Annotated in this window: 19 protein-coding genes; 9 read left to right on the top strand and 10 right to left on the bottom strand. The window is 67.2% G+C overall.

Annotated features, from left to right (window positions below; all coding sequences use genetic code 11):
- Positions 1-3 precede the first annotated feature (3 nt).
- Both ACFQNJ_RS11620 and purU read right to left on the bottom strand, forming a co-directional pair.
- Complete coding sequence (locus ACFQNJ_RS11620; protein ID WP_382257392.1) at positions 4-873, bottom strand: LysR substrate-binding domain-containing protein; 870 nt, start codon at positions 871-873, stop codon at positions 4-6.
- Between the two features lie 100 nt (positions 874-973).
- Complete coding sequence (purU, locus tag ACFQNJ_RS11615; RefSeq protein WP_382257389.1) at positions 974-1822, bottom strand: formyltetrahydrofolate deformylase; 849 nt, start codon at positions 1820-1822, stop codon at positions 974-976.
- 137 nt (positions 1823-1959) lie between these two features.
- Here purU and aptA point away from each other — a divergent pair, with 137 nt between their 5' ends.
- Genes aptA through ACFQNJ_RS11600 form a run of 3 tightly spaced genes read left to right on the top strand, consistent with a single transcriptional unit; the run spans position 1960 to position 5498 of the window.
- Positions 1960-3315, top strand: coding sequence for an omega-aminotransferase AptA (gene aptA / locus ACFQNJ_RS11610; RefSeq protein WP_382257386.1), 1356 nt, complete (start codon positions 1960-1962; stop codon positions 3313-3315).
- A 32-nt stretch (positions 3316-3347) separates the two neighbouring features.
- A complete protein-coding gene (locus ACFQNJ_RS11605; protein WP_382257383.1) occupies positions 3348-4421 on the top strand; it encodes an SPFH domain-containing protein in 1074 nt (357 codons plus the stop codon).
- A 9-nt stretch (positions 4422-4430) separates the two neighbouring features.
- On the top strand, positions 4431-5498 hold the full coding sequence (locus ACFQNJ_RS11600; RefSeq protein WP_382257380.1) for a zinc ribbon domain-containing protein: 1068 nt from the start codon (positions 4431-4433) through the stop codon (positions 5496-5498).
- A gap of 9 nt (positions 5499-5507) precedes the next feature.
- Here ACFQNJ_RS11600 and ACFQNJ_RS11595 read toward each other — a convergent pair whose 3' ends face one another.
- Positions 5508-6314, bottom strand: a complete 807-nt coding sequence (locus tag ACFQNJ_RS11595; RefSeq protein WP_382257377.1) for a ChaN family lipoprotein — start codon at positions 6312-6314, stop codon at positions 5508-5510.
- Between the two features lie 58 nt (positions 6315-6372).
- Here ACFQNJ_RS11595 and ACFQNJ_RS11590 point away from each other — a divergent pair, with 58 nt between their 5' ends.
- Positions 6373-7458 (top strand): AbrB family transcriptional regulator, encoded by a 1086-nt coding sequence (locus ACFQNJ_RS11590; protein WP_382257374.1) that lies wholly within the window; start codon positions 6373-6375, stop codon positions 7456-7458.
- On the opposite strand, the gene ACFQNJ_RS11585 is transcribed toward ACFQNJ_RS11590, so the two are convergent.
- The 4 genes from ACFQNJ_RS11585 to ACFQNJ_RS11570 all read right to left on the bottom strand — a co-directional run bounded on the left by ACFQNJ_RS11585 (position 7459) and on the right by ACFQNJ_RS11570 (position 11269).
- The gene (locus tag ACFQNJ_RS11585) at positions 7459-8586 is read right to left on the bottom strand and encodes an ABC transporter substrate-binding protein (RefSeq protein ID WP_382257371.1); all 1128 of its coding nucleotides are present in this window, start codon (positions 8584-8586) and stop codon (positions 7459-7461) included. It lies immediately after the preceding gene.
- 135 nt (positions 8587-8721) lie between these two features.
- A complete protein-coding gene (locus ACFQNJ_RS11580) occupies positions 8722-9009 on the bottom strand; it encodes a BTH_I0359 family protein (RefSeq protein WP_382257368.1) in 288 nt (95 codons plus the stop codon).
- Positions 9010-9179: 170 nt separating this feature from the next.
- Positions 9180-10394, bottom strand: a complete 1215-nt coding sequence (locus ACFQNJ_RS11575) for a DUF3108 domain-containing protein (RefSeq protein ID WP_382257365.1) — start codon at positions 10392-10394, stop codon at positions 9180-9182.
- On the bottom strand, positions 10394-11269 hold the full coding sequence (locus ACFQNJ_RS11570) for an IclR family transcriptional regulator (RefSeq protein ID WP_382257362.1): 876 nt from the start codon (positions 11267-11269) through the stop codon (positions 10394-10396). The genes ACFQNJ_RS11575 and ACFQNJ_RS11570 overlap by 1 nt, the downstream gene beginning before the upstream one ends.
- Positions 11270-11342: 73 nt before the next feature.
- Here ACFQNJ_RS11570 and ACFQNJ_RS11565 point away from each other — a divergent pair, with 73 nt between their 5' ends.
- Complete coding sequence (locus ACFQNJ_RS11565; protein ID WP_382257359.1) at positions 11343-12356, top strand: fumarylacetoacetate hydrolase family protein; 1014 nt, start codon at positions 11343-11345, stop codon at positions 12354-12356.
- A 127-nt stretch (positions 12357-12483) separates the two neighbouring features.
- Complete coding sequence (locus tag ACFQNJ_RS11560) at positions 12484-13671, top strand: rhodanese-like domain-containing protein (protein WP_382257356.1); 1188 nt, start codon at positions 12484-12486, stop codon at positions 13669-13671.
- 10 nt (positions 13672-13681) lie between these two features.
- On the opposite strand, the gene ACFQNJ_RS11555 is transcribed toward ACFQNJ_RS11560, so the two are convergent.
- From ACFQNJ_RS11555 to ACFQNJ_RS11545, 3 genes are all read right to left on the bottom strand, one after another.
- Positions 13682-14131: a VOC family protein gene (locus ACFQNJ_RS11555; RefSeq protein ID WP_382257353.1), complete on the bottom strand. Its 450-nt coding sequence runs from the start codon at positions 14129-14131 to the stop codon at positions 13682-13684.
- A gap of 96 nt (positions 14132-14227) precedes the next feature.
- On the bottom strand, positions 14228-14605 hold the full coding sequence (locus ACFQNJ_RS11550) for a hypothetical protein (RefSeq protein WP_374643159.1): 378 nt from the start codon (positions 14603-14605) through the stop codon (positions 14228-14230).
- Positions 14606-14647: 42 nt separating this feature from the next.
- Positions 14648-15034: a TraR/DksA family transcriptional regulator gene (locus tag ACFQNJ_RS11545; RefSeq protein WP_374643160.1), complete on the bottom strand. Its 387-nt coding sequence runs from the start codon at positions 15032-15034 to the stop codon at positions 14648-14650.
- A 193-nt stretch (positions 15035-15227) separates the two neighbouring features.
- On the opposite strand from ACFQNJ_RS11545, the gene ACFQNJ_RS11540 reads away from it, so the two are divergent.
- The 3 genes from ACFQNJ_RS11540 to ACFQNJ_RS11530 are packed head-to-tail and all read left to right on the top strand — an operon-like array spanning position 15228 to position 18254.
- Positions 15228-16067, top strand: coding sequence for an enoyl-CoA hydratase/isomerase family protein (locus ACFQNJ_RS11540; protein ID WP_382257350.1), 840 nt, complete (start codon positions 15228-15230; stop codon positions 16065-16067).
- A 35-nt stretch (positions 16068-16102) separates the two neighbouring features.
- The gene (locus ACFQNJ_RS11535) at positions 16103-16963 is read left to right on the top strand and encodes a PhaM family polyhydroxyalkanoate granule multifunctional regulatory protein (RefSeq protein ID WP_382257347.1); all 861 of its coding nucleotides are present in this window, start codon (positions 16103-16105) and stop codon (positions 16961-16963) included.
- Between the two features lie 7 nt (positions 16964-16970).
- Entirely contained in the window at positions 16971-18254 is a 1284-nt protein-coding gene (locus tag ACFQNJ_RS11530) for an FIST signal transduction protein (protein WP_382257344.1), read from the top strand.
- Positions 18255-18326: the final 72 nt, after the last annotated feature.

Genomic DNA, 18326 nt, shown 5'->3' with positions numbered 1-18326 from the left:
GATTCAGCTCAGGGATTTCTTGAGCCACTCGGCAAAGGCCGAGCATTCCCATCGGTCCATGGTGCCGGTGCGCCAGCACAGGTAATGGGCATGCGGGCTCGGGACATGGCGCGGGTACAGCGGGACCAGCGTGCCGTTGTCCAGCCAGGGCGCCGCCAGCTTCAGGCGCAGCAGGGCAATGCCCATGCCCGCTGCCGCGGCGTCGCACATCAGGCCTATGTCGTTGAACTGCGAGCCCTCGGTGGGCTCCGGCCAGTCCAGGTCATGGGCGGCGAACCAGGTGCGCCAGGGCTCCAGCGGGCTGCGCAGCAGCGGCAGACCCTCCATGTCCATGACCGAATCGAAGGGGCCGTGTTCCCGCACAAAGGCCGGCGAGGCCATGGGCGTGACCTCGTCCTTGGCCAGGCACAGGTGTTCCACGTCCGCATAGCGGCCAGTGCCAAAGCGCACCATCAGGTCCGCATCCTCGGCCACCACATCCAGCAACGGAATGCTCACCTGCAGCGTCAGGTCGATTTCGGGATAGGCGTCCGAGAACTGCTTGAGACGGGGCAGCAGCACCGATCGCGCAAACGTCGGTGTCACCGCCAGCCGCAGTTTGCGCCGCCCCGGCGAGACGCTCTGGCTCGGGAACTTGGCCAGCGTCGCCAGCCCTTCGCGCACGTGGGCCAGGTACTCGATGCCCTCGGTCGTCAGCGAGAAGTCCGCCCGGCCGAACAGCTTGGTGCCCAGGATCTGCTCCAGCTGCCGGATGCGGTGGCTCACGGCGCTGGGCGTCACACACAGCTCATCCGCCGTCTGCGTCACGCTGCGCAGGCGCGCCAGCGCTTCAAACGTCAGCAGGCACTGGATGGGCGGAATGCGAATGGTCATGTGGCCCCCACACTCCGCCGCTGCGCGGGTCGCTGCCCCCCGAGGGGGCGCGATTCAAGCTTGGGGCGGCCCGGCGCTTGAATCATCTGTGCGCTCTTGATCACTTGAATACGACGGTCTTGTGGCCGTTGAGCAGGACGCGGTGCTCGCTGTGCCACTTGACGGCACGGGCCAGCACCTGGCTTTCGGTGTCCCGTCCGACCGCGGTTAGGTCTTCGACCGTGTCCGTGTGGTCCACCCGCGCCACGTCCTGTTCGATGATCGGCCCCTCGTCCAGATCGGCCGTCACGTAATGGGCCGTGGCACCGATCAGTTTCACACCCCGGTCGTGTGCCTGATAGTAGGGCTTGGCCCCCTTGAAACTGGGCAGGAAACTGTGGTGGATGTTGATGGCCTTGCCCGAGAGTTCGCGGCAGAGGTTGTCCGAGAGGATCTGCATGTAGCGCGCCAGCACCACCAGCTCGGCGCCTTCGTTGCGGATGATCTCCAGTTGCCGTTCTTCAGCCTGGGCCTTGGTGGCCGCCGAGACCGGAATGTGGTGGAACGGCACGTTGTAGCTGGCCGCCAGCTGGTAGAAGTCGCGGTGGTTGCTCACGATGGCGCGGATGTCCAGGCGCAGCAGGCCGCTCTTCCAGCGAAACAGCAGATCGTTGAGGCAATGGCCTTCCTTGCTGACGAAGAGCACGGTCTTCATCGGCTCGGCCAGCGGGTGCAGGCTCCAGCGCATGCCAAAGGGCTCGGCAAACAGCCGCACATGGGTGTGCAGGTCTTCAGCCGTCAGCGTGGCGCAGGTGAACTGCACCCGCATGAAGAACAGGCCCGTGTCGTGGTCGTTGTACTGGGCGGCTTCCTCGATGTTGCCGCCGCGCTCCAGCAGGAAACCCGAGACGGCGTGCACGATGCCGGGACGGTCCTGGCAGGAAAGGGTGAGGACGTAGGTATGGTTCATGACCCCCGGATTGTCGCAGGAGCGGGCGCGCCGGGTCACCGGCGGCCTGCCGGAGTGGATCTGCCGGTCGGCGGGTACCGGTGCCACAATCCGGTCATTCCACGACCCATTCGCCCCCATTCCAGGAGTCCGAGCCCATGGCCTACAACGATTTCCGCATGGACAACCAGTGGTTGCCCTTCACGCCCAACCGCAGCTTTGCCCAGGACCCGCGGGTGTTTGTGGCCGCCGAAGGCATGCATTTCACCACCCACGATGGCCGCCAGGTCATTGACGGCATTTCCAGCCTCTGGTGCGTGGGCGCCGGCCACAACCGCAAGCCCATCAACGAGGCGATCAAGGCCCAGCTGGACACGCTGGACTACGCCACCGCCTTCAACGCCAGCAACGACAAGGCCTTCCGCGCCGCCGAGATGATCGCCGCCATGGCCCCTGGCGACCTCAACAAGGTGCTGTTCTGCAACTCCGGCTCCGAGGCGGCCGACACCTCGTTGAAGGTGGCGCTGGCCTACCACCGCGCCCGCGGCGAGGGCCACCGCAACATCTTCATCGGCCGCGAGCGCGGCTACCACGGGGTCAACTTCGGCGGCATGAGCGTCGGGGGCATTCCGGCCAACCGCAAGGTCTATGGCGCCGCGCTGCTGCCGCGCGTGGACCACATGCGCTTCATCCATGACCCGCTGCACCCTGAACATGCTGGCCACGCCTACATCCACAACCAGCAACCAGTGTGGAACGAGGACATCCTGCTGGAGCTGGAAAACCGGATCCTGCCGCTGCACGACCCGAGCAACGTGGCGGCCGTGATCGTCGAGCCGGTGGCCGGCAGCGCCGGCTGGTACATCCCGCCCCAGGGGTACCTCAAGCGCCTGCGCGAGATCTGCGACAAGCACGGCATCCTGCTGATCTTCGACGAGGTCATCACCGGCTTCGGCCGCCTGGGCACCGCCTTCGGCGCCGACTTCTACGGCGTGGTGCCCGACATGATCAACTTCGCCAAGTGCGTGACCAACGGGGTCATTCCCATGGGCGGCGTGATCTGCAGCGACCGCATCTACGACGCCATGATGGGGGCTCACGGCAGCGCCCCGGGCCACGCCATCGAGTTCTTCCATGGCTACACCTACTCGGGCCACCCGGTGGCCTGTGCGGCCGCGATCGCCACGCTGGAGCTGTTCCAGCGGGAAAACCTGTTTGCCCGCGCGGGCGAGATGGGCCCGGTGCTGGGTGATGCGGCCCACAGCCTGATCAAGGGTCTGCCCAACGTGATCGGCATCCGCAGCCTGGGGCTGGCGGTGGCGGTGGAACTGGCCCCGGTGGCGGGCCTGCCCGGCAAGCGGGCCTACGACGTGTTCCTGGACTGCTTCCACAAGGGCGTGCTGGTGCGCAACGCCGGCGACAACCTGGTGTTCGCGCCGCCCTACATCGTCGAGAAGTCGCACATCGAGACCATGGTCGGTACACTGGCCGACGCGATCCGCCGCGCCGCCTGAGCGCAGCGACCACACCACAGGAGGAGGACAGCATGGCCATCATGGACTTCATCAACCGGCAGTTCATCGACGTCATCGAATGGGTCGATGACTCGCGCGACACGCTGTCCTACCGCTTCCCGGACGACGACAAGCAGATCAAGAACGAGGCCCAGCTGATCGTGCGCGAGAGCCAGGTGGCCCAGTTCGTCTACGTGGGCCAGTTCGCCGACACCCTGGGGCCGGGCCGCCACACGCTCAAAACCGAGAACATCCCGATCCTGTCGGACCTGCTGGGCTGGAAGTACAAGTTCCAGACCCCGTTCAAGGCGGATGTCTATTACGTCACCACCCGCGTCTTCACCGGCAACAAGTGGGGCACCTCCAACCCGGTGATGATGCGCGACGCCGACTTCGGTGTGGTGCGGGTGCGCGCCTTCGGCACCTACGACTTCAAGATCGTCGACCCGGTGCGCTTCCTCAAGGAGGTGGCGGGCACCGACCATCAGTTCCGCCTGGACGAGTTCAACGACGTCATGCGCTCGCGCATCGTCAGTGTCTTCAGCGAGACCCTGGCCCGCGCGAAGGTGCCGGCCCTGGACGTGGCCACCCGATACAGCGAACTAGGTGCTGCCCTCCTCGATCCGATCAACCAGGTCACGCGCGAGAAGTACGGCCTGGAGCTGACGGCCTTCGTGGTGGAGAACGTGTCGGTCCCGCCGGAGCTGGAGCAGGCGATCGACAAGCGCGGCGCGATGACCGCCATCGGCAACCTCAACGACTATATCAAGTACAACATGGCCAACGCGCTGGCCGAAGGTAAAGCAGGCGCCGCCGGCATCGGCGCCGAGCTGGCGGCCGGCCTGGCGATGGGGCAGCAGATGCTGCAGGGTGGTCTGGGCGCGGGCGCGCCGCCGGCCCAGCCGGGCATGGTGCCACCGGTGGCCGCTCCGGCAGCGTCGCCCGAGCCATCTTTTGCGCTCATGACGCCCGAGCAGGTGGCCGAGGCCCTGGGGGTCGCCCCGGCCGATGTGCTGCAGGAGCTGGAAGCGGGCAACCTCAAGGGCCGCAAGATCGGTTCGCAGTGGCGCGTGCCCAAGGCGGCGCTGGACGAATTCCTGAAGTGATCCATCCGAATGCGTTTGACGGAGCTGACCGCCGGGCAGAAACTGTCCTGCCCGGCCTGCGGCGGTGAGGCCCAGTGGAACCCGGCCCGGCAGGCGCTGATCTGTGCCTACTGCGGCACCGAGTCGCCCTATGAGGTCAAGGCCGACGGCGAGATCGTCGAGCACGATCTGGTCGCCGCGCTGCAGGCCATTCCGAAGACCGCACGGGGCTGGCAGGATGAACGCCGGGCCGTGCGTTGCCAGCACTGTCAGGCCATCAGTGTCTTCAGTGCAGCGCAGCAAGGCAAGGCCTGTGACTTTTGTGGCTCCACCGCGCTGGTGCCGTTCGAGGAAACCGGCGACATCATCCGGCCCGAAAGCCTGCTGCCCTTTGCCGTCAACGAGCCTGACGCGCGCGACCGGCTGCGGCAGTGGTACCGCTCCCGCTTCTGGGCGCCCAACAACCTGGGCAGCAAAGCCCTGACCGACACGCTCAGTGGGGTGTACCTGCCCTACTGGACCTTCGACGCCGAGGTGAGTGCCGACTACACCGCCGAGGGCGGTCGGGTGACCCAGAACGCCAAAGGTGAACGACAGGTGCACTGGTATCCGGTCAGCGGACACGTGCAGCATTTCTTTGACGACACCCTGGTCTGCGCCTCGCGCGGTGTGCATCCCCGTCTGGTGCAGGCGGTCGAACCCTTTCCGACGGCGTCTGAACGCCTCAAGCCCTATGACCCGGGCTACCTCAGTGGCTGGACCGTCGAGCGCTACCAACTGGACCTGGTGGCGGGTGCCCAGCGCGGGCGCGAGCGCATGATGGATGCCGTGCGCCAGATGTGCGCGCGCGACATCCGTGCCGACCTGCACCGCAACCTGCAGGTCTCGGCCCATTTCGATCGGCAGACCTTCAAACACGTGCTGCTGCCCGTCTGGCTGGTCGGCTACCGCTACGGCAGCAAGGACTATCAGGTGGTGGTCAACGGCGCCACCGGCCAGGTGGCGGGCGAGTACCCCAAGAGCTGGGTCAAGATCGCCCTGGCGGTGCTGGCGGCAATCATCGTGCTCGTCATCGTGGCCTCGCTCGAAGGCCGCTGATTCCCCGACTCAGCGCCTGGCGGGCTGACCCATCTGCTCGCGCAGCTGCGCGCAGTGGTCTTTCCCGGGCACGGCCGGGGTGGCCCAGGTGGCATCTGCCTGACCGGCCGGAACGGGGTCGCCGCCGGCCTGCATCCACACGACCCGCGCCTGCTGTGCCAGCGCCGGGTCCAGGTGCCGCGGGATGCCGAGGTCGCGCCGCACGTGGCCGCTGCCGGCCAGCAGCAGCACTGTCTGCCCCGGGCGCAGGGCGCTAGTTGCCGTGTGCGCCAGGCTGAGATCCCGTGCGATCTGGATCCGCACCATGGCCGGCAGCTGGGAGTCCGGCAACAGGCCGCAGTGCCCGCGCTCGATGGCCTGGCGCTGGGCGTCCAGCGCGGCGGCGTCGAGCCGCTGGTCCAGGCGGCTGTCCTGCATGGATGCGCGCATCTGCGCGCGCGGCTGGTTGCCGCCGATCACCGGCACGCCGGCCTGTACCGCGGCCATGACCACCGGACCGTAGCGTTCCCAGGGCCAGCCGTCGCTGTTCCAGACCAGGCGCTCGCGCACCTGGGCCTCGCTGGCCTGCGGCGGCAGGCCCCGCGTGTCACGGCCGGCGTCCGCCATCTCCACCACCAGGGCCGCCAGACGGCCTTGCACGGCCAGACGCCTGACGGCATCGCGGGCCAGACGCTGGTGCTCGTCGGCGTCGTGCTGCTCGCCCAGGAGCACCAGCGGGGCATCCGGGATCGCGGGCACGGGCGGCTGATGGGCGCAGGCGCCCAGCAGCGTCAGGGCCAGGAGCAGGGCAGGGGTGACAGGCAGTCGACAGGGCATGGCGCCATACTACGTCCATCGCTGCCCACCGGTGGGTGGCCTCCATCCGATTCCCCTCATGCTTCGTCTGCCTTCGCGGCCGGCATCCTGGTGGCGTGTGCTGTGCACGCTGGTGCTGGCCTATGCCGCTGCGCGCCTGTGCGTGTGGCTCAACACGCCCATCCCCTGGATGATCGGCCCCCTCCTGGCCACTTCTCTGGTGTCGGTGCTGGGCGCGCCGACCGACAGCTGGATCCCGCTGCGCAACACCGGCCAGTGGATCATCGGCGCGGCGCTGGGGCTGTACTTCACCCCGGCGGTCGGTCAGCTGGTGATCGGCCTGTGGTGGGCCATCGCGCTGGGCATCGCCTGGGCCCTGATGCTGGGCACCGGCTTCGGCGCCTGGCTGCACCGTGTCCACCAGGGCCTGATACCGGGCGTGACGCCGGCCCAGTGGCGCTGCACCACCTACTTTGCCGGCTCGATTGGCGGAGCGTCCGAAATGACCCTCATCGCCGAGCGGCAAGGTGCCCGCACCGACCTGGTGGCGGCGGCCCACAGCCTGCGGGTGCTGCTGGTGACGGTGACCGTGCCCTTTGCCATGCAGGCCTGGGGCGTGCATGGGCTGGATCTGGGTGTGCCCGGCGCGCGGGTGGTCGACGGACAGGGGCTGGTCTGGCTGGCGCTGCTGACGTTTGCCGGCGGTGCGCTCATGCAGCGTCTGGGGCGCGCCAATCCGTGGTTCATGGGGGCGCTGGTGGTTACGATGGTGATCACCCTTTCCGGGGTCACGCTCTCGGCCATTCCCACCGTGCTGACCAATGCGGCGCAGCTGGTGATTGGTGTCAGCCTGGGGGTGCGCTTCACGCCCGCCTTCATCCACACCGCGCCGCGCTGGCTGGCGTCGGTGGCGCTGGCCAGCGCCGTGATGATGGCGCTGTGCGCCGCCTTTGCCTGGCTGATGGCCTGGCTCACGGGTCTGCATCCGGCCACCCTGGTGCTGGGCACGGCACCCGGCGGCATCGCCGAGATGTCCATCACCGCCAAGGTGCTGCAGTTGGGCGTGCCGGTGGTGACCGCCTTCCAGGTCTGCCGCCTGGTGGCGGTGCTGGTCTTGGCCGAGCCGGTGTACCGGTGGTGGGTGCAACCCCGGCACTCCCACTGATCAGTGCCTGAACTTGCCCTCGCGGGTGACGATGGAAAGATCCACCAGCGGCAGGCCGACGTGTTCCCCGTCCCGGTAGCTGATCTTCAGGCCTTCGACATCCAGGGTGGTGTTCTTCAGCCCGTTGATGAAACTGGCCCGGGTGGGCGTCGGGCCCGCACGCCGAAGTGCCTCGGTCAGGGCACGGCCAGTCAGGTAGCCCTCCAGACTGCCATAGGAGAAGGCCTTGCCCGGGGCGGCCTTGGCAAACGCGTCCTGATAGGCCCGTGTCAGGGCCGTCTTGCGCTCCCAGGGGCTGGGTACCACCTGGGCAAACACCATGCCATGCGACAGCTCTCCCAGGTGCGTGACCATCTGGGCGGATCCGGAGTTGACCCCGTAGAAGGACATCCGGGCCGACAGCGGCCGGGTCTGGCGGATCAGCCGTTCGTAGAGGCTGGCGCTGCCATGGTTGAACACCACCTGGATATCGGCCTTGACCAGTTGACGGGCCATGGCCGCCAGGGCGGCCTCATCGATGTCGGACTTGAAGGGCAGGTCCAGTACCGGGGGCAGGGACAGGGTCTCGGCGAGGCGCTGCACGTTCTCCAGATGCTGGCGCCCGGTGTCCGAATCGGCGCGCAGGAAGGCCAGGCGTTGCATGCCCAGGCTGCGCGCGTAGGTCATGAGGGTGCGGAATTCTTCCTTGTGCTCGGCACGCACCGGAAACACCAGGGGCTGATGGGGGATGCGCAAACCTGGTGAGCCCGCCATGGGACCGAAGAAGGGAACCTTGAGTTCATTGGAGGCCTTCATGACGGCCGTGGACGGTCCGCCCTCGATCGATCCGAACAGCAGGAACACCTTGTCGCTGGTGATCAGCTGGCGGGCGTTGGCCTCGGCCTTGGCGGCCTGGTTGTCGTCGTCCAGCACCTTCAGTTCGATCTGTCGTCCATTGACGCCCCCCTGCCGGTTGACCTGATCGATGGCGACCTTGACCCCGTCCATGACAGCGCTGCCGTAGTCGTTCTTGCCGCCCTGAAGCGTCAGTGTCTGGCCAATGAGGATGCGTTGGGCGGTGACGCCGTCCTCGGCCGCTGCGGCCAGGGGCAGCAGCATCGATAACACCAGAAGGGAGCGTGCAAGCATGGGCAGGTGTCCGCAGGTTGGGATGGCGCCAGAATACGCCCTCGGGCAGGCGCCCGGCTTACAGCACGGACAGAAAAACGAAGGGCTGCGTGAAAACGCAGCCCTTGGACCTTTGGTCGGTGCGATTTGTCACGGTCAGTGCATCACCACCGGCATCTGGGCCAGGGTCGCGTAGCCTTCCAGCGTGTCTTCCACCTCTTCCTGCGAGGGCATGTTCTGCTGCCAGGCCTGGATGCGCTGCTGGAACATCTCTGCCCAGGAACCGTCCAGGTACACCTCCTTGCCCGAACGCTTGTCCACGATCTCGAAACCGTGACGGGGCATCTGGGGCAAATCGTCGCCGTTGGCGGCGGCCTCCGGGTCGGTGGCGTTGGCCAGGATGTGGACAACGGCAAAGGAATCCGAGTCGTAGAGCATGTGCATGACTGAAATATCCTTCCTGCGGAAAAACCTCTGAACCTTTGGTACTTATATCGGCAAATCCCTTGCGGGATTCAATCCATCTGCGGGTTTAGATGGGGATGTCGGTCAAGGGTTCAAGAACCGTGGGGTTTTTCGGACAGGACGGAGCACTTTGGCACTCGGCCAGCGGGTCAGTCCTTGGCCTCCAGCAGCTGGTCGATGTGATCGCCGTTGGCCTCCGAGACGCGCAGGCGGGCCGGCAGGTACGACAGTGTGGGGGCCAGCCACATCTCGACCTTGCGGTCACCGGGCCGGCGCGGCTGGCGCGTCAGCCGGACGACCTGGAGTTCGCCGCTGACCATCGCCAGCTTTTCTTCAGGCCCGACCACGAACTCCCAGAACTCCACCTGCGAGGTGTCGGTCACCGGCAGGCGAATCGTGCTGCCCGCCGGGTAGGCCTGCGGCCGGGCGTTGAGCAGCGCGCCCAGTTGCAGGGCCACCGACAGCCGGTCCTGTGTGCCGCGCTGGAGGGGGCGTTCGCCGCCGTGGGTGTAGCGGATGCGGCCGGTACCGGCATCAAGTTCCGCGGTCCGCTCGCGCCGGCTGCGGTCGCTGAAGCGCTCCGGATGCAGGCCCTGATCGTCCACCCGGCCCTGGCTCAGTTGCTCGCGGCTGCCCACCAGAAAGGCGCTGACGCCGAAGCTGGCTTCGTAGCGGCCCGCGCCGTGCTGCCAGCGAAGGGAGCCCTTGGCGTGGTAGGAGAAGCCTTTGGCCTGGCCGCTGACCTGGTAGCGCAGTGTGCCGGCCGGGGGCAGTTGGGCTGGTGGCAGGACGAGCGCAGGATCGCCGGGCAAGGGTGCCTCCGGTGCCATCGCAACGGCCGGGGTGGTGGCAGGTTCCTTTGTGGCCAGGGCTGGCGTACCGGTGTCCGGCACAGGCAGGGTGTCAGCGGACGGCGCCTGCGCCATCTCAGGGCCCAGGTCGGACGGGATGCCGGCGGCCGGCGTGAGGTCAGGCACGGGGACCTCGGCCACCGGTTCGGGGGCTGGCACCGGCGCTGGCGCCGGAGGTGGGGGAGGCGGTCGGCGCTTGACCGGTGCGGGAGGCGGTGGCTCGGGCGGCGGGGGGGGGGCCAGCTCAATCCACCTGACCTGGCTTCGGGTGACCGGGCGCGGGCGCGCAGGGGCCGTCGATTCGGCCGACGGTGCATCGGCAGCCGGGGTCTGGCGGTCGGCGACGGCTTCGCTGGCATCGGCCAGTTCGCCCGGCAGGCCCGTGTCCTGGAACGTGGGCAGGCCCCCGTTGAGCACCAGGGCGTGGGCCAGCATCACCGCCACCGTCAGGGCGCTCAGGCGCGCCCAGGGCGTGGTGTCCGCCCGGGTGGCTGTGGGTGCAACTGCCGACATCATCCGGGTCGGTGGCCGATGTCGGCGCTGATCTGGTCGGCGCACCGGCGCAAGGCCTGGGCCGGCTGACCCTCCCAGCGCGTGTCCAGGGAGGCCAGTGAACCCAGCACCACCAGGCCCAGCGTCAGCCGGCCCTGGGCGTCGAAGACGGGGGCGCAGAAACCGCCCACCCCTGCCACCATGCTGTGCACCACCCGACCCATGCCGTGGCGGCGGGTGTCCTCCAGCATGGCATCCACCTGCGCAGGCGTGAGCGGCACGTCCTCCATGGGCAGGCCGGTGCTGGGCAGCCGGTTCAGCCGTGCCAGTTCCTCGCGGATCATGGGCGGGATGCGCTGTCCGTCCTGCCCCTCGTGAGGCATGAAAGCGGCAAAGCAGCGGCCGGTGGCCGAGGTCAGCAAGGGCATCACGTCCCCCAGCCGCAGCGTGACCGGCACAGCCTGCGGCGCCTCGGCCCAGTGCACCATGGTCGGTCCCTGGTTGCCCCAGACGGCGATCGCCAGGGTATGTCCCGTTTCCTGCAGCAGTGCGGGGATGCGCTCGCGGGCCATCTTCACCGCGTCGATGCGCGAGAGCGTGGCCAGGCCCAGGCGCAGGGCGGCAGGTCCCAGGTCGTAGCGGTTGCTCAGCGGGTCCTGCACGATCAGGCCCATGCGCTGGAAGCTCACCAGGTAGCGGTGCGCCTTGGCGGCGCTCATGCCGGCCGCAGCCGCTAGGTCGCGCAGCATCAGCGCGCCCGGCACTTCCGACAGGGCCTTGAGCAGTTCGAACCCCACCTCCACCGACTGGATGCCGGCGCGCTGCGGTTCGCCCTCGTCCGGGGCGTCGGCAGTGACGTCGCTCTCGTTGGCGTGGCTCGATCGGGTGTGATTCATGGTCGGCACAATAGCGGGTTTCGGGCGGCACCTTCGCCTCATTCGCCGGCCCACACGGCCGCAGGAGACTTGCATGAAACTCGCCACGTACAAGGATGGCTCGCGCGACGGACAGCTGGTGGTCGTCTCGCGCGACCTGTCAACCGCCCATTATGCGACGGGCATCGCGCAGACGCTGCAACAGGTGCTGGATGACTGGAACTTCCTGGCGCCACAGCTGCAGGACCTGTCGGTGACCCTGAACCATGGCAAGGCCCGGCACGCCTTTGCGTTCGATCCGGCGATGTGCATGGCGCCGCTGCCCAGGGCCTACCAGTGGGCCGACGGATCGGCCTACCTCAACCATGTGGAGCTGGTGCGCGCGGCCCGCCAGAGCGAGGTGCCCCAGAGCTTTTACACTGACCCGCTGATGTATCAGGGCGGCAGCGATGACTTCATCGGGCCTTGCGATCCGGTGGTGGTGGCCAGCGAGGACTTCGGGATCGATTTCGAGGCCGAGATTGCCGTGGTCACCGGTGACGTCCCCATGGGCAGCAGCCCAGAGCAGGCCCTTGATGGGGTGCGCCTGCTCATGCTGGCCAATGACGTGAGTCTGCGCAACCTGATCCCGGCCGAACTGGCCAAGGGCTTCGGCTTCTTCCAGAGCAAGCCGGCCACCGCGTTCAGTCCGGTGGCCGTGACCCCCGATGAGCTGGGCGACGCCTGGCAGGGAGGGCGCGTGCACCTGACGCTGCAGAGCACCTGGAACGGCCGCAAGGTGGGCATGTGCGACGCCGGACCGGAAATGACCTTCCACTTCGGGCAGCTCATCGCCCACATCTGCAAGACCCGCAACGTGCGGGCTGGCTCCATTGTCGGCTCCGGCACCGTCAGCAACCAGGCGGTGGAGGTCAACGGCCGCAAAGAGTGGCCCAAAGGCTACTCCTGCATTGCCGAGAAGCGCGCCATCGAAACCATTCTGGACGGCAAACCCTCCACCGGGTTCATGAAATACGGTGACACCATCCGCATCGAGATGAAAGGTCGTGACGGCCAGAGTGTCTTCGGCGCCATCGACCAGGAAATCGCACCGCTGGCCACTGATTGAGCCCCAAGGTCGTTTCGTCGGCCCATGACCGCCGTCTGGCGACACCGCCAGCGTGAACAATCCCACGTCCACCGATGCGTTCCTAGAATGCTCTGCAAGGGCAGCTTCCGCCCGGCAGGGGACAACGATGCGCAAGACGATTCGCCACCGCCGGTTCGGGCCGGTGGTTTCTGTGATGGGTCTGTTGATCGCGGGCACGATGTCCGCCGCGCAGGCCCAGACCAAGGTGCTGATCAACCCGGGCGATCAGGGCGAATCTTCGCGATTTGCGGTCTACAGCCAGTGGAAGCAGGCGGTTGAGCAGGCGCTGCGCAAGAACGGGGTGTCGGCCCCGGCGGTGCAGCTCTCGACCGACGCCACAGTGGATCTGCAGGCCACCCGCTCCCGCATTCAGGACGTCTTCATCGCGCCCTCACATGTGGTGGGCAGCGCGGTGCGCTATGGCTACACCCCTGTGCTGGGATTGGACCGGCCGGTCAGGGCCGTGCTGGTGGCACCGGCGGGCAGTGGCGTGGATTCGCTGGCCAAGGCGCAGGGCAAGCGCCTGGGCATGCCATCGCAGGACAGCGTGGTCACCTACCTGATGCGAGGCGAAGTCAATGCCGCCAACACCACCTTCAAGCGTCACTTCGCCTCGGTGTACCAGACCCGGTACCAGGAGGCACTGCTGCCCTGTCTGCAGGTCAAGCGCTGCGAGGTGGTGGCGGTGGAAAAGGCCGTCTTCGAGCGGTGGGTCGCGGCCGGTGAAAAGCTGGTGGCCGTCATGGAGACCCAGTCCGCCCCAGGCATGAGCGTGGTCTTGCGCAACGACAGCCGCATCGCGGTCGATGCCTTCCGAGCCGCCCTGGGCGATGCCCTGTCATCGGCCGACCAAGGGCCAGTCGTCAGCCTGAAGGCCGACGACTTCCGCTATGTGTCCACCCTGGGCTATTTCACGCCGCGCAGCCTGCCGGGCGCGGAAGTGGTGGACGCTGCCGCCGTGGCGCAGTTGCTCGCCCGGGGTGCCCGATACATCGATACCCGGACCGAGCCCGAGTTCAAGGCCGGGCATGTGCCCGGTGCCAAACTCGTGCCGTACGTCGAGAAGAGCCCCAAGGATGCGGACTACGACGCCTCGATGGACCAGTTCGATGTGACCCAGCTGGGCAGCGACCGCAATGCCGAACTGGTGTTCGCCTGCAACGGCGCCGAGTGCTGGAAGAGCTACAAGGCCAGCCACGCGGCCATCAAGGCGGGTTTCAAGCGCGTGTACTGGTTCCGCGGGGGCTTCCCCGAGTGGCGCGGCAGCGGACAGAAGGTCGACGCACTGCTTTGAGCCCTGACGCTCAGGTGGCGAAGATCCCTTCGATGGTCGGGAAGCCCTTGACCTCGATCGGGTTGCCAAAGGGGTCGCAGAAGAACATGGTCCACTGTTCGCCGGGCTGCCCCTGGAAGCGCACCTGGGGTTTGAGGACGAACTCGATCCCGGCGGCCTCCAGTCGTTGAGCCAGCGCCTGCCACTGAGGCAGCAGCAGCACCAGACCGAAGTGCGGCATGGGCACCATGTGGTCACCCACCTTGCCGGTGCGAGCGGTCTTGAAGGGCTCGCCCAGATGCAGCGAGATCTGGTGGCTGAAAAAATCGAAGTCCACCCAGGTGTCGGTGCTGCGGCCCTCGGTGCAGCCCAGCACGCCGCCATAGAAGCGGCGGGCTTCGTCCAGGTCGGTCACGTGGAAGGCCAGGTGAAACAGGCTGCGGGCGGGCAGGGTGGCCATGTCGGTGGTCGATGTGCTCATCGGGCCAGCATATCAAAGCGGTGCCGGCCCTGTCTCGCACAGACACAAAAAAGCCCGCCGGGGGGCGGGCTGTGAAACGACGGGAAGCGTGGCGACTCAACGCTGGGTCGGGTCGGCGGCTGTCTGGTCGTACTTGAGGAAATACTGTCGGGCCATGGCCACGAGTTGTGCATCGGTCGGGTGGTCGGCGCTGACCACGTCCACGATGGCCTTGTCGACGGCGTGGGCGTGGTGCTTGCAATAGTCCCGGAACTCGATCTTGGCGTTGGCCGGCCCGGTCACCAGAATCTCGGCGACGCCTTGCAGCGATTGCACGATCTGCGCAAAGAAATCCTTGTCGGCGCCGACGTGCCCGTGCTTGGGGGTGTGCTGGTGGCGTGCCTTGACGCGCTGCGACTCGACATGCTCCTTGTCGAACATCAGCACATGGGCCTGGGTGTGGTCCAGCCAGACGACGGCGTGGAATGTGGTCATTCGGGGTTCTCCTTCGGTCAAAAAACGGGTTGATTCGAAAAACTACATGCTGGGTGTGCTGACGCCACCGTGGGCCTTTTCGGCTTTTTCCTGGCAGGCCACGCAGCGCATGGCGGTCGGGTTGGCGTGCAGCCGGGCGGTTCCGATGTCGATGCCACAGTCGGTGCATTGACCGAAGCTGCCATCGGCAATCCGTTTGAGCGCCTCATCGATGGCCACCAGCTCGGCTGACTCGCGCTCTTCCAGCGCGAAGGTCAGGTCCCGCTCGGCATCGGCGGCTGCCCAGTCGTCGCTGGCGTTCTCGCGCGCTTCGGCCGCCGATTCAGCGCGACCGACGCGACCGCCGCGCTGGGCCCGCAACTGCGCCAGCAGATCGGTGCGCATCTGGGTCAGCTGCAGCTTGAAGGTGTCGGAAATGTCCTGGCTCATGGTTGCTCCTGTGGGTTCTGGTTGGTCTCTGTCTTCATGTGTATCTTGAACCTGGCCGCGCCCGGGTGTGTTGACACATGTCAAGCAAGCCCATGTCGGCAGGGAATCCCCCGAGGAATCGCCGCAGGATCGGACCAGAATTCCACCGAGAATCCGGACATCGCTTTTTCCCGAAGTACACCGGAGACCGTGCATGAATACCGTCGACTACAGCCGATACCAGACCCTGGAGATCACCCGCCGAGGCCCCGCCGTGGATGGCGTCCCGTCGGTGCTCGACATCCGCATGAAGGCCGATGGTCCCGGCGGCAACGGCAAGCTGCCCACGGCTGGCCATGAGGGCCACTGGGAGCTGTCGGAGATCTGGCGCGACGTGGGCCGTGACGACAGCGTGCGGTGTGCGGTGCTTCGCGGCAGCGGCATGGGCTTCTCCGGGGGCGGAGACCTGGCCCTGGTGCAGGACATGGCCACCGACTTCGAGGTGCGCACCCGCGTCTGGAAGGAAGCCCGCGATCTCGTCTACAACGTGATCAACTGCGACAAGCCCATCGTCAGCGCCATGCACGGTCCCGCTGTGGGCGCGGGTCTGGTGGCTGGCCTGCTGGCCGATATCTCGATTGCCGCCAGGAGCGCCAAGATCGTGGACGGTCACACACGCCTGGGTGTGGCGGCGGGCGATCACGCCGCCATCGTCTGGCCGCTGCTGTGCGGCATGGCCAAGGCCAAGTACTACCTGATGCTGTGCGACCCCATCAGCGGTGAGGAGGCTGAGCGCATTGGTCTGGTCTCGCTGGCGGTCGAGGACGACGCCCTGCTGGACAAGGCCTATGAAGTGGCCGACCGTCTGGCCAGTGGCAGCCAGACAGCGATCCGCTGGACCAAGTACTCGCTCAACAACTGGCTGCGCCAGGCCGGCCCGGCATTCGATACCTCGCTGGCCCTGGAATTCATGGGATTTGCCGGCCCCGATGTGCGCGAAGGTGTGGCATCCTTGCGGGAGCGCAGGGCGCCGCGTTACGGCATCGACGGCTGAGCACCTGCCACCCCAGACCACCGAGGAGAAGCCCCATGACCCAGTCCAGCGGATTTGGCAAGTTCGTACCCGGTTTCGATTTCCTGCAGAACCTGGCGGGGCAGGCCGCCAGCGGTGTGGCCCAGGGCATCAGTCAGAACCTGCCGCAGATCCCCAACCTGTCGAACTGGGTGGCGCCCACCTTCAATGTCGAAGAGCTGGAAAAGCGCATCGAGGAACTCAAGGCGGTGCATTTCTGGCTGGACCAGAACGCCAAGGCACTGGGCGCGACCATCCAGGCGCTGGAGGTCCAGAAGATGACACTGGCCACGCTCAAGACCATGAACTTCAGTCTGGGCGATGTGGCCAACGCGCTCAAGATCAAGGCGGCCGACACGGCGGCCGGTCTGGGGGCCACCCTCACGCCCGAAGGCAAGCCCAAGTTTGCCGGTCTGGAGGTGCCTGAACGCACGTATGGCCAGTCGGCCGCAGCCGCTGAGCCAGCCAAGCCAGCCAGCAAGAAGGCACCCGCCCGCAAGACCGCGGCGTCCAGGAGCAAGTCCAGCGCCGGGGCTGCCGGTGCCCCTGCCGGGGTCGTGGACCCCATGCAGTGGTGGGGCGCGGTGTCCCAGCAGTTCCAGCAGATCGCCACCAACGCGATGAAGGACGTGGCCAAGCAGGGCGTGCTCGACGCCACCCAGCACATGGCCAGCGAGCTCACCGGTCAGGCGGTCAAGACCGCCACCAACATGGCCGGCAAGGCCGCCGACACGGTCGGGCGCAACATGGGCGTGGCCGCCGGTGTGGGCAAGGCCGCCGCCCGCGCGGTCACGGGCCAGGGGGCTGGCAAGAAGGCGCCGACCGCTGCCCGCAAGGCGGCTGCTCCGGCGACAGCGCGACGGCGATCCACGAAGTGAGTCGGACATGAAGCGTTTTCCCCTTGCCCATGCCACCCACCCGCAGTGGCGCATGGCCGCGGCACTGGTCGTGGCCCAGTTGCGGGCCCAGATGAGCCTACCCGGACACGCTGCCACGCCGCCGCTGGGTCTGCTCTACATCACCGACCACTACGCCGCGCACGCCCGGGACATCCTGGGTTACCTGTCCGACGAGCTGCCCGAGATCCGGGACTGGGCGGGCACCGTGGGGGTTGGCATCTGCGCCACCGGGGTGGAGTATTTCGACGAGCCGGCCATGGCGGTGATGGCCTGCGATCTTTCGCCGCAGCAATACCGGGTCTTCAGCGGCGTCGCCCCCTTGCCCGCCCGTGGGCTGCCTGACACCGGGTTTCAGGCGCACACGGCCCTGATCCATGCCGACGGTCAGACGGCGGACCTGCCGGAACTGATTGCTGAAATGGCGTCGCGCACCGCCACGGGCTACCTGTTCGGCGGGCTGTCCAGCAGCCGTGGCGCATCGGTGCAGTTTGCTCTCGGTGATCGGGGTGCTGCCAGCGCTCTCAAGTCTGCAGACGGTGTGTTCGCCGGCGGCATGAGCGGGGTGGCCTTTGCCTCCGGGGTGCAACTGGTGTCCCGGGTGACCCAGGGCGCGCGGCCCATTGGCGCGCAGCATGTGGTGACCCAGGTCGATGGCAATGTGGTGCTCGCTCTGGATGGCCAGCCGGCGCTGGGTGTGTTGCTGGAGGAGGCCGGGATCGATCTCAACCACACCCAGGAAGCGATGACCAGGCTTCGGTCCACCCTGGTGGGACTGTCTGCGCCCGGCGGCCAGGACGATGCGCGCCTGATGGCCAGAAGGCAGTTCGGTGATGCCGTGGAGGTGCGGCATATCATCGGACTGGACCCCGCGCGCCGGGGGGTGGCGATTGCGGACAGGCCGCCGACCGGCACTTGCCTGGCGTTCTGCGAGCGCCACGTGGATGCGGCCCGTGCGGACCTGGTCCGCATCTGCACCGAGATCCGCGAGGAGCTGGAGCCGCAGGGGGTGAGCGTGGGTGTGGGCGGCTCTCTGGGGCCGGATGAGGAGGACAGCGCCGCCCAGGTCAGCAGGGAGATCGTCGGCGCGGTCTACGTCAGCTGCTCGGGCCGGGGCGGCCCCCATTTCGGTGGCGACAGTGCCGAACTGCAGGTGGTGCGCCGCGCGCTGGGCGATGTGCCGCTGATCGGCTTCTTCGCCGGCGGAGAGATCGCACGGCACCACCTCTACGGCTACACCGGTGTGCTGACGGTATTCACCGCCGCAGCATAGAGAAAGTTTCGAGATTTCCGACGCAATTCGTTGACGTGATCGGTGCAGCCTGTCAGGCGCAGGTGCCAGTCA

This window comes from Hydrogenophaga bisanensis, assembly GCF_042665135.1.
In the GTDB taxonomy this organism is placed as follows: Bacteria; Pseudomonadota; Gammaproteobacteria; order Burkholderiales; family Burkholderiaceae_C; genus Hydrogenophaga; species Hydrogenophaga bisanensis.
This window is presented reverse-complemented; position numbering and strand designations above follow the sequence as displayed.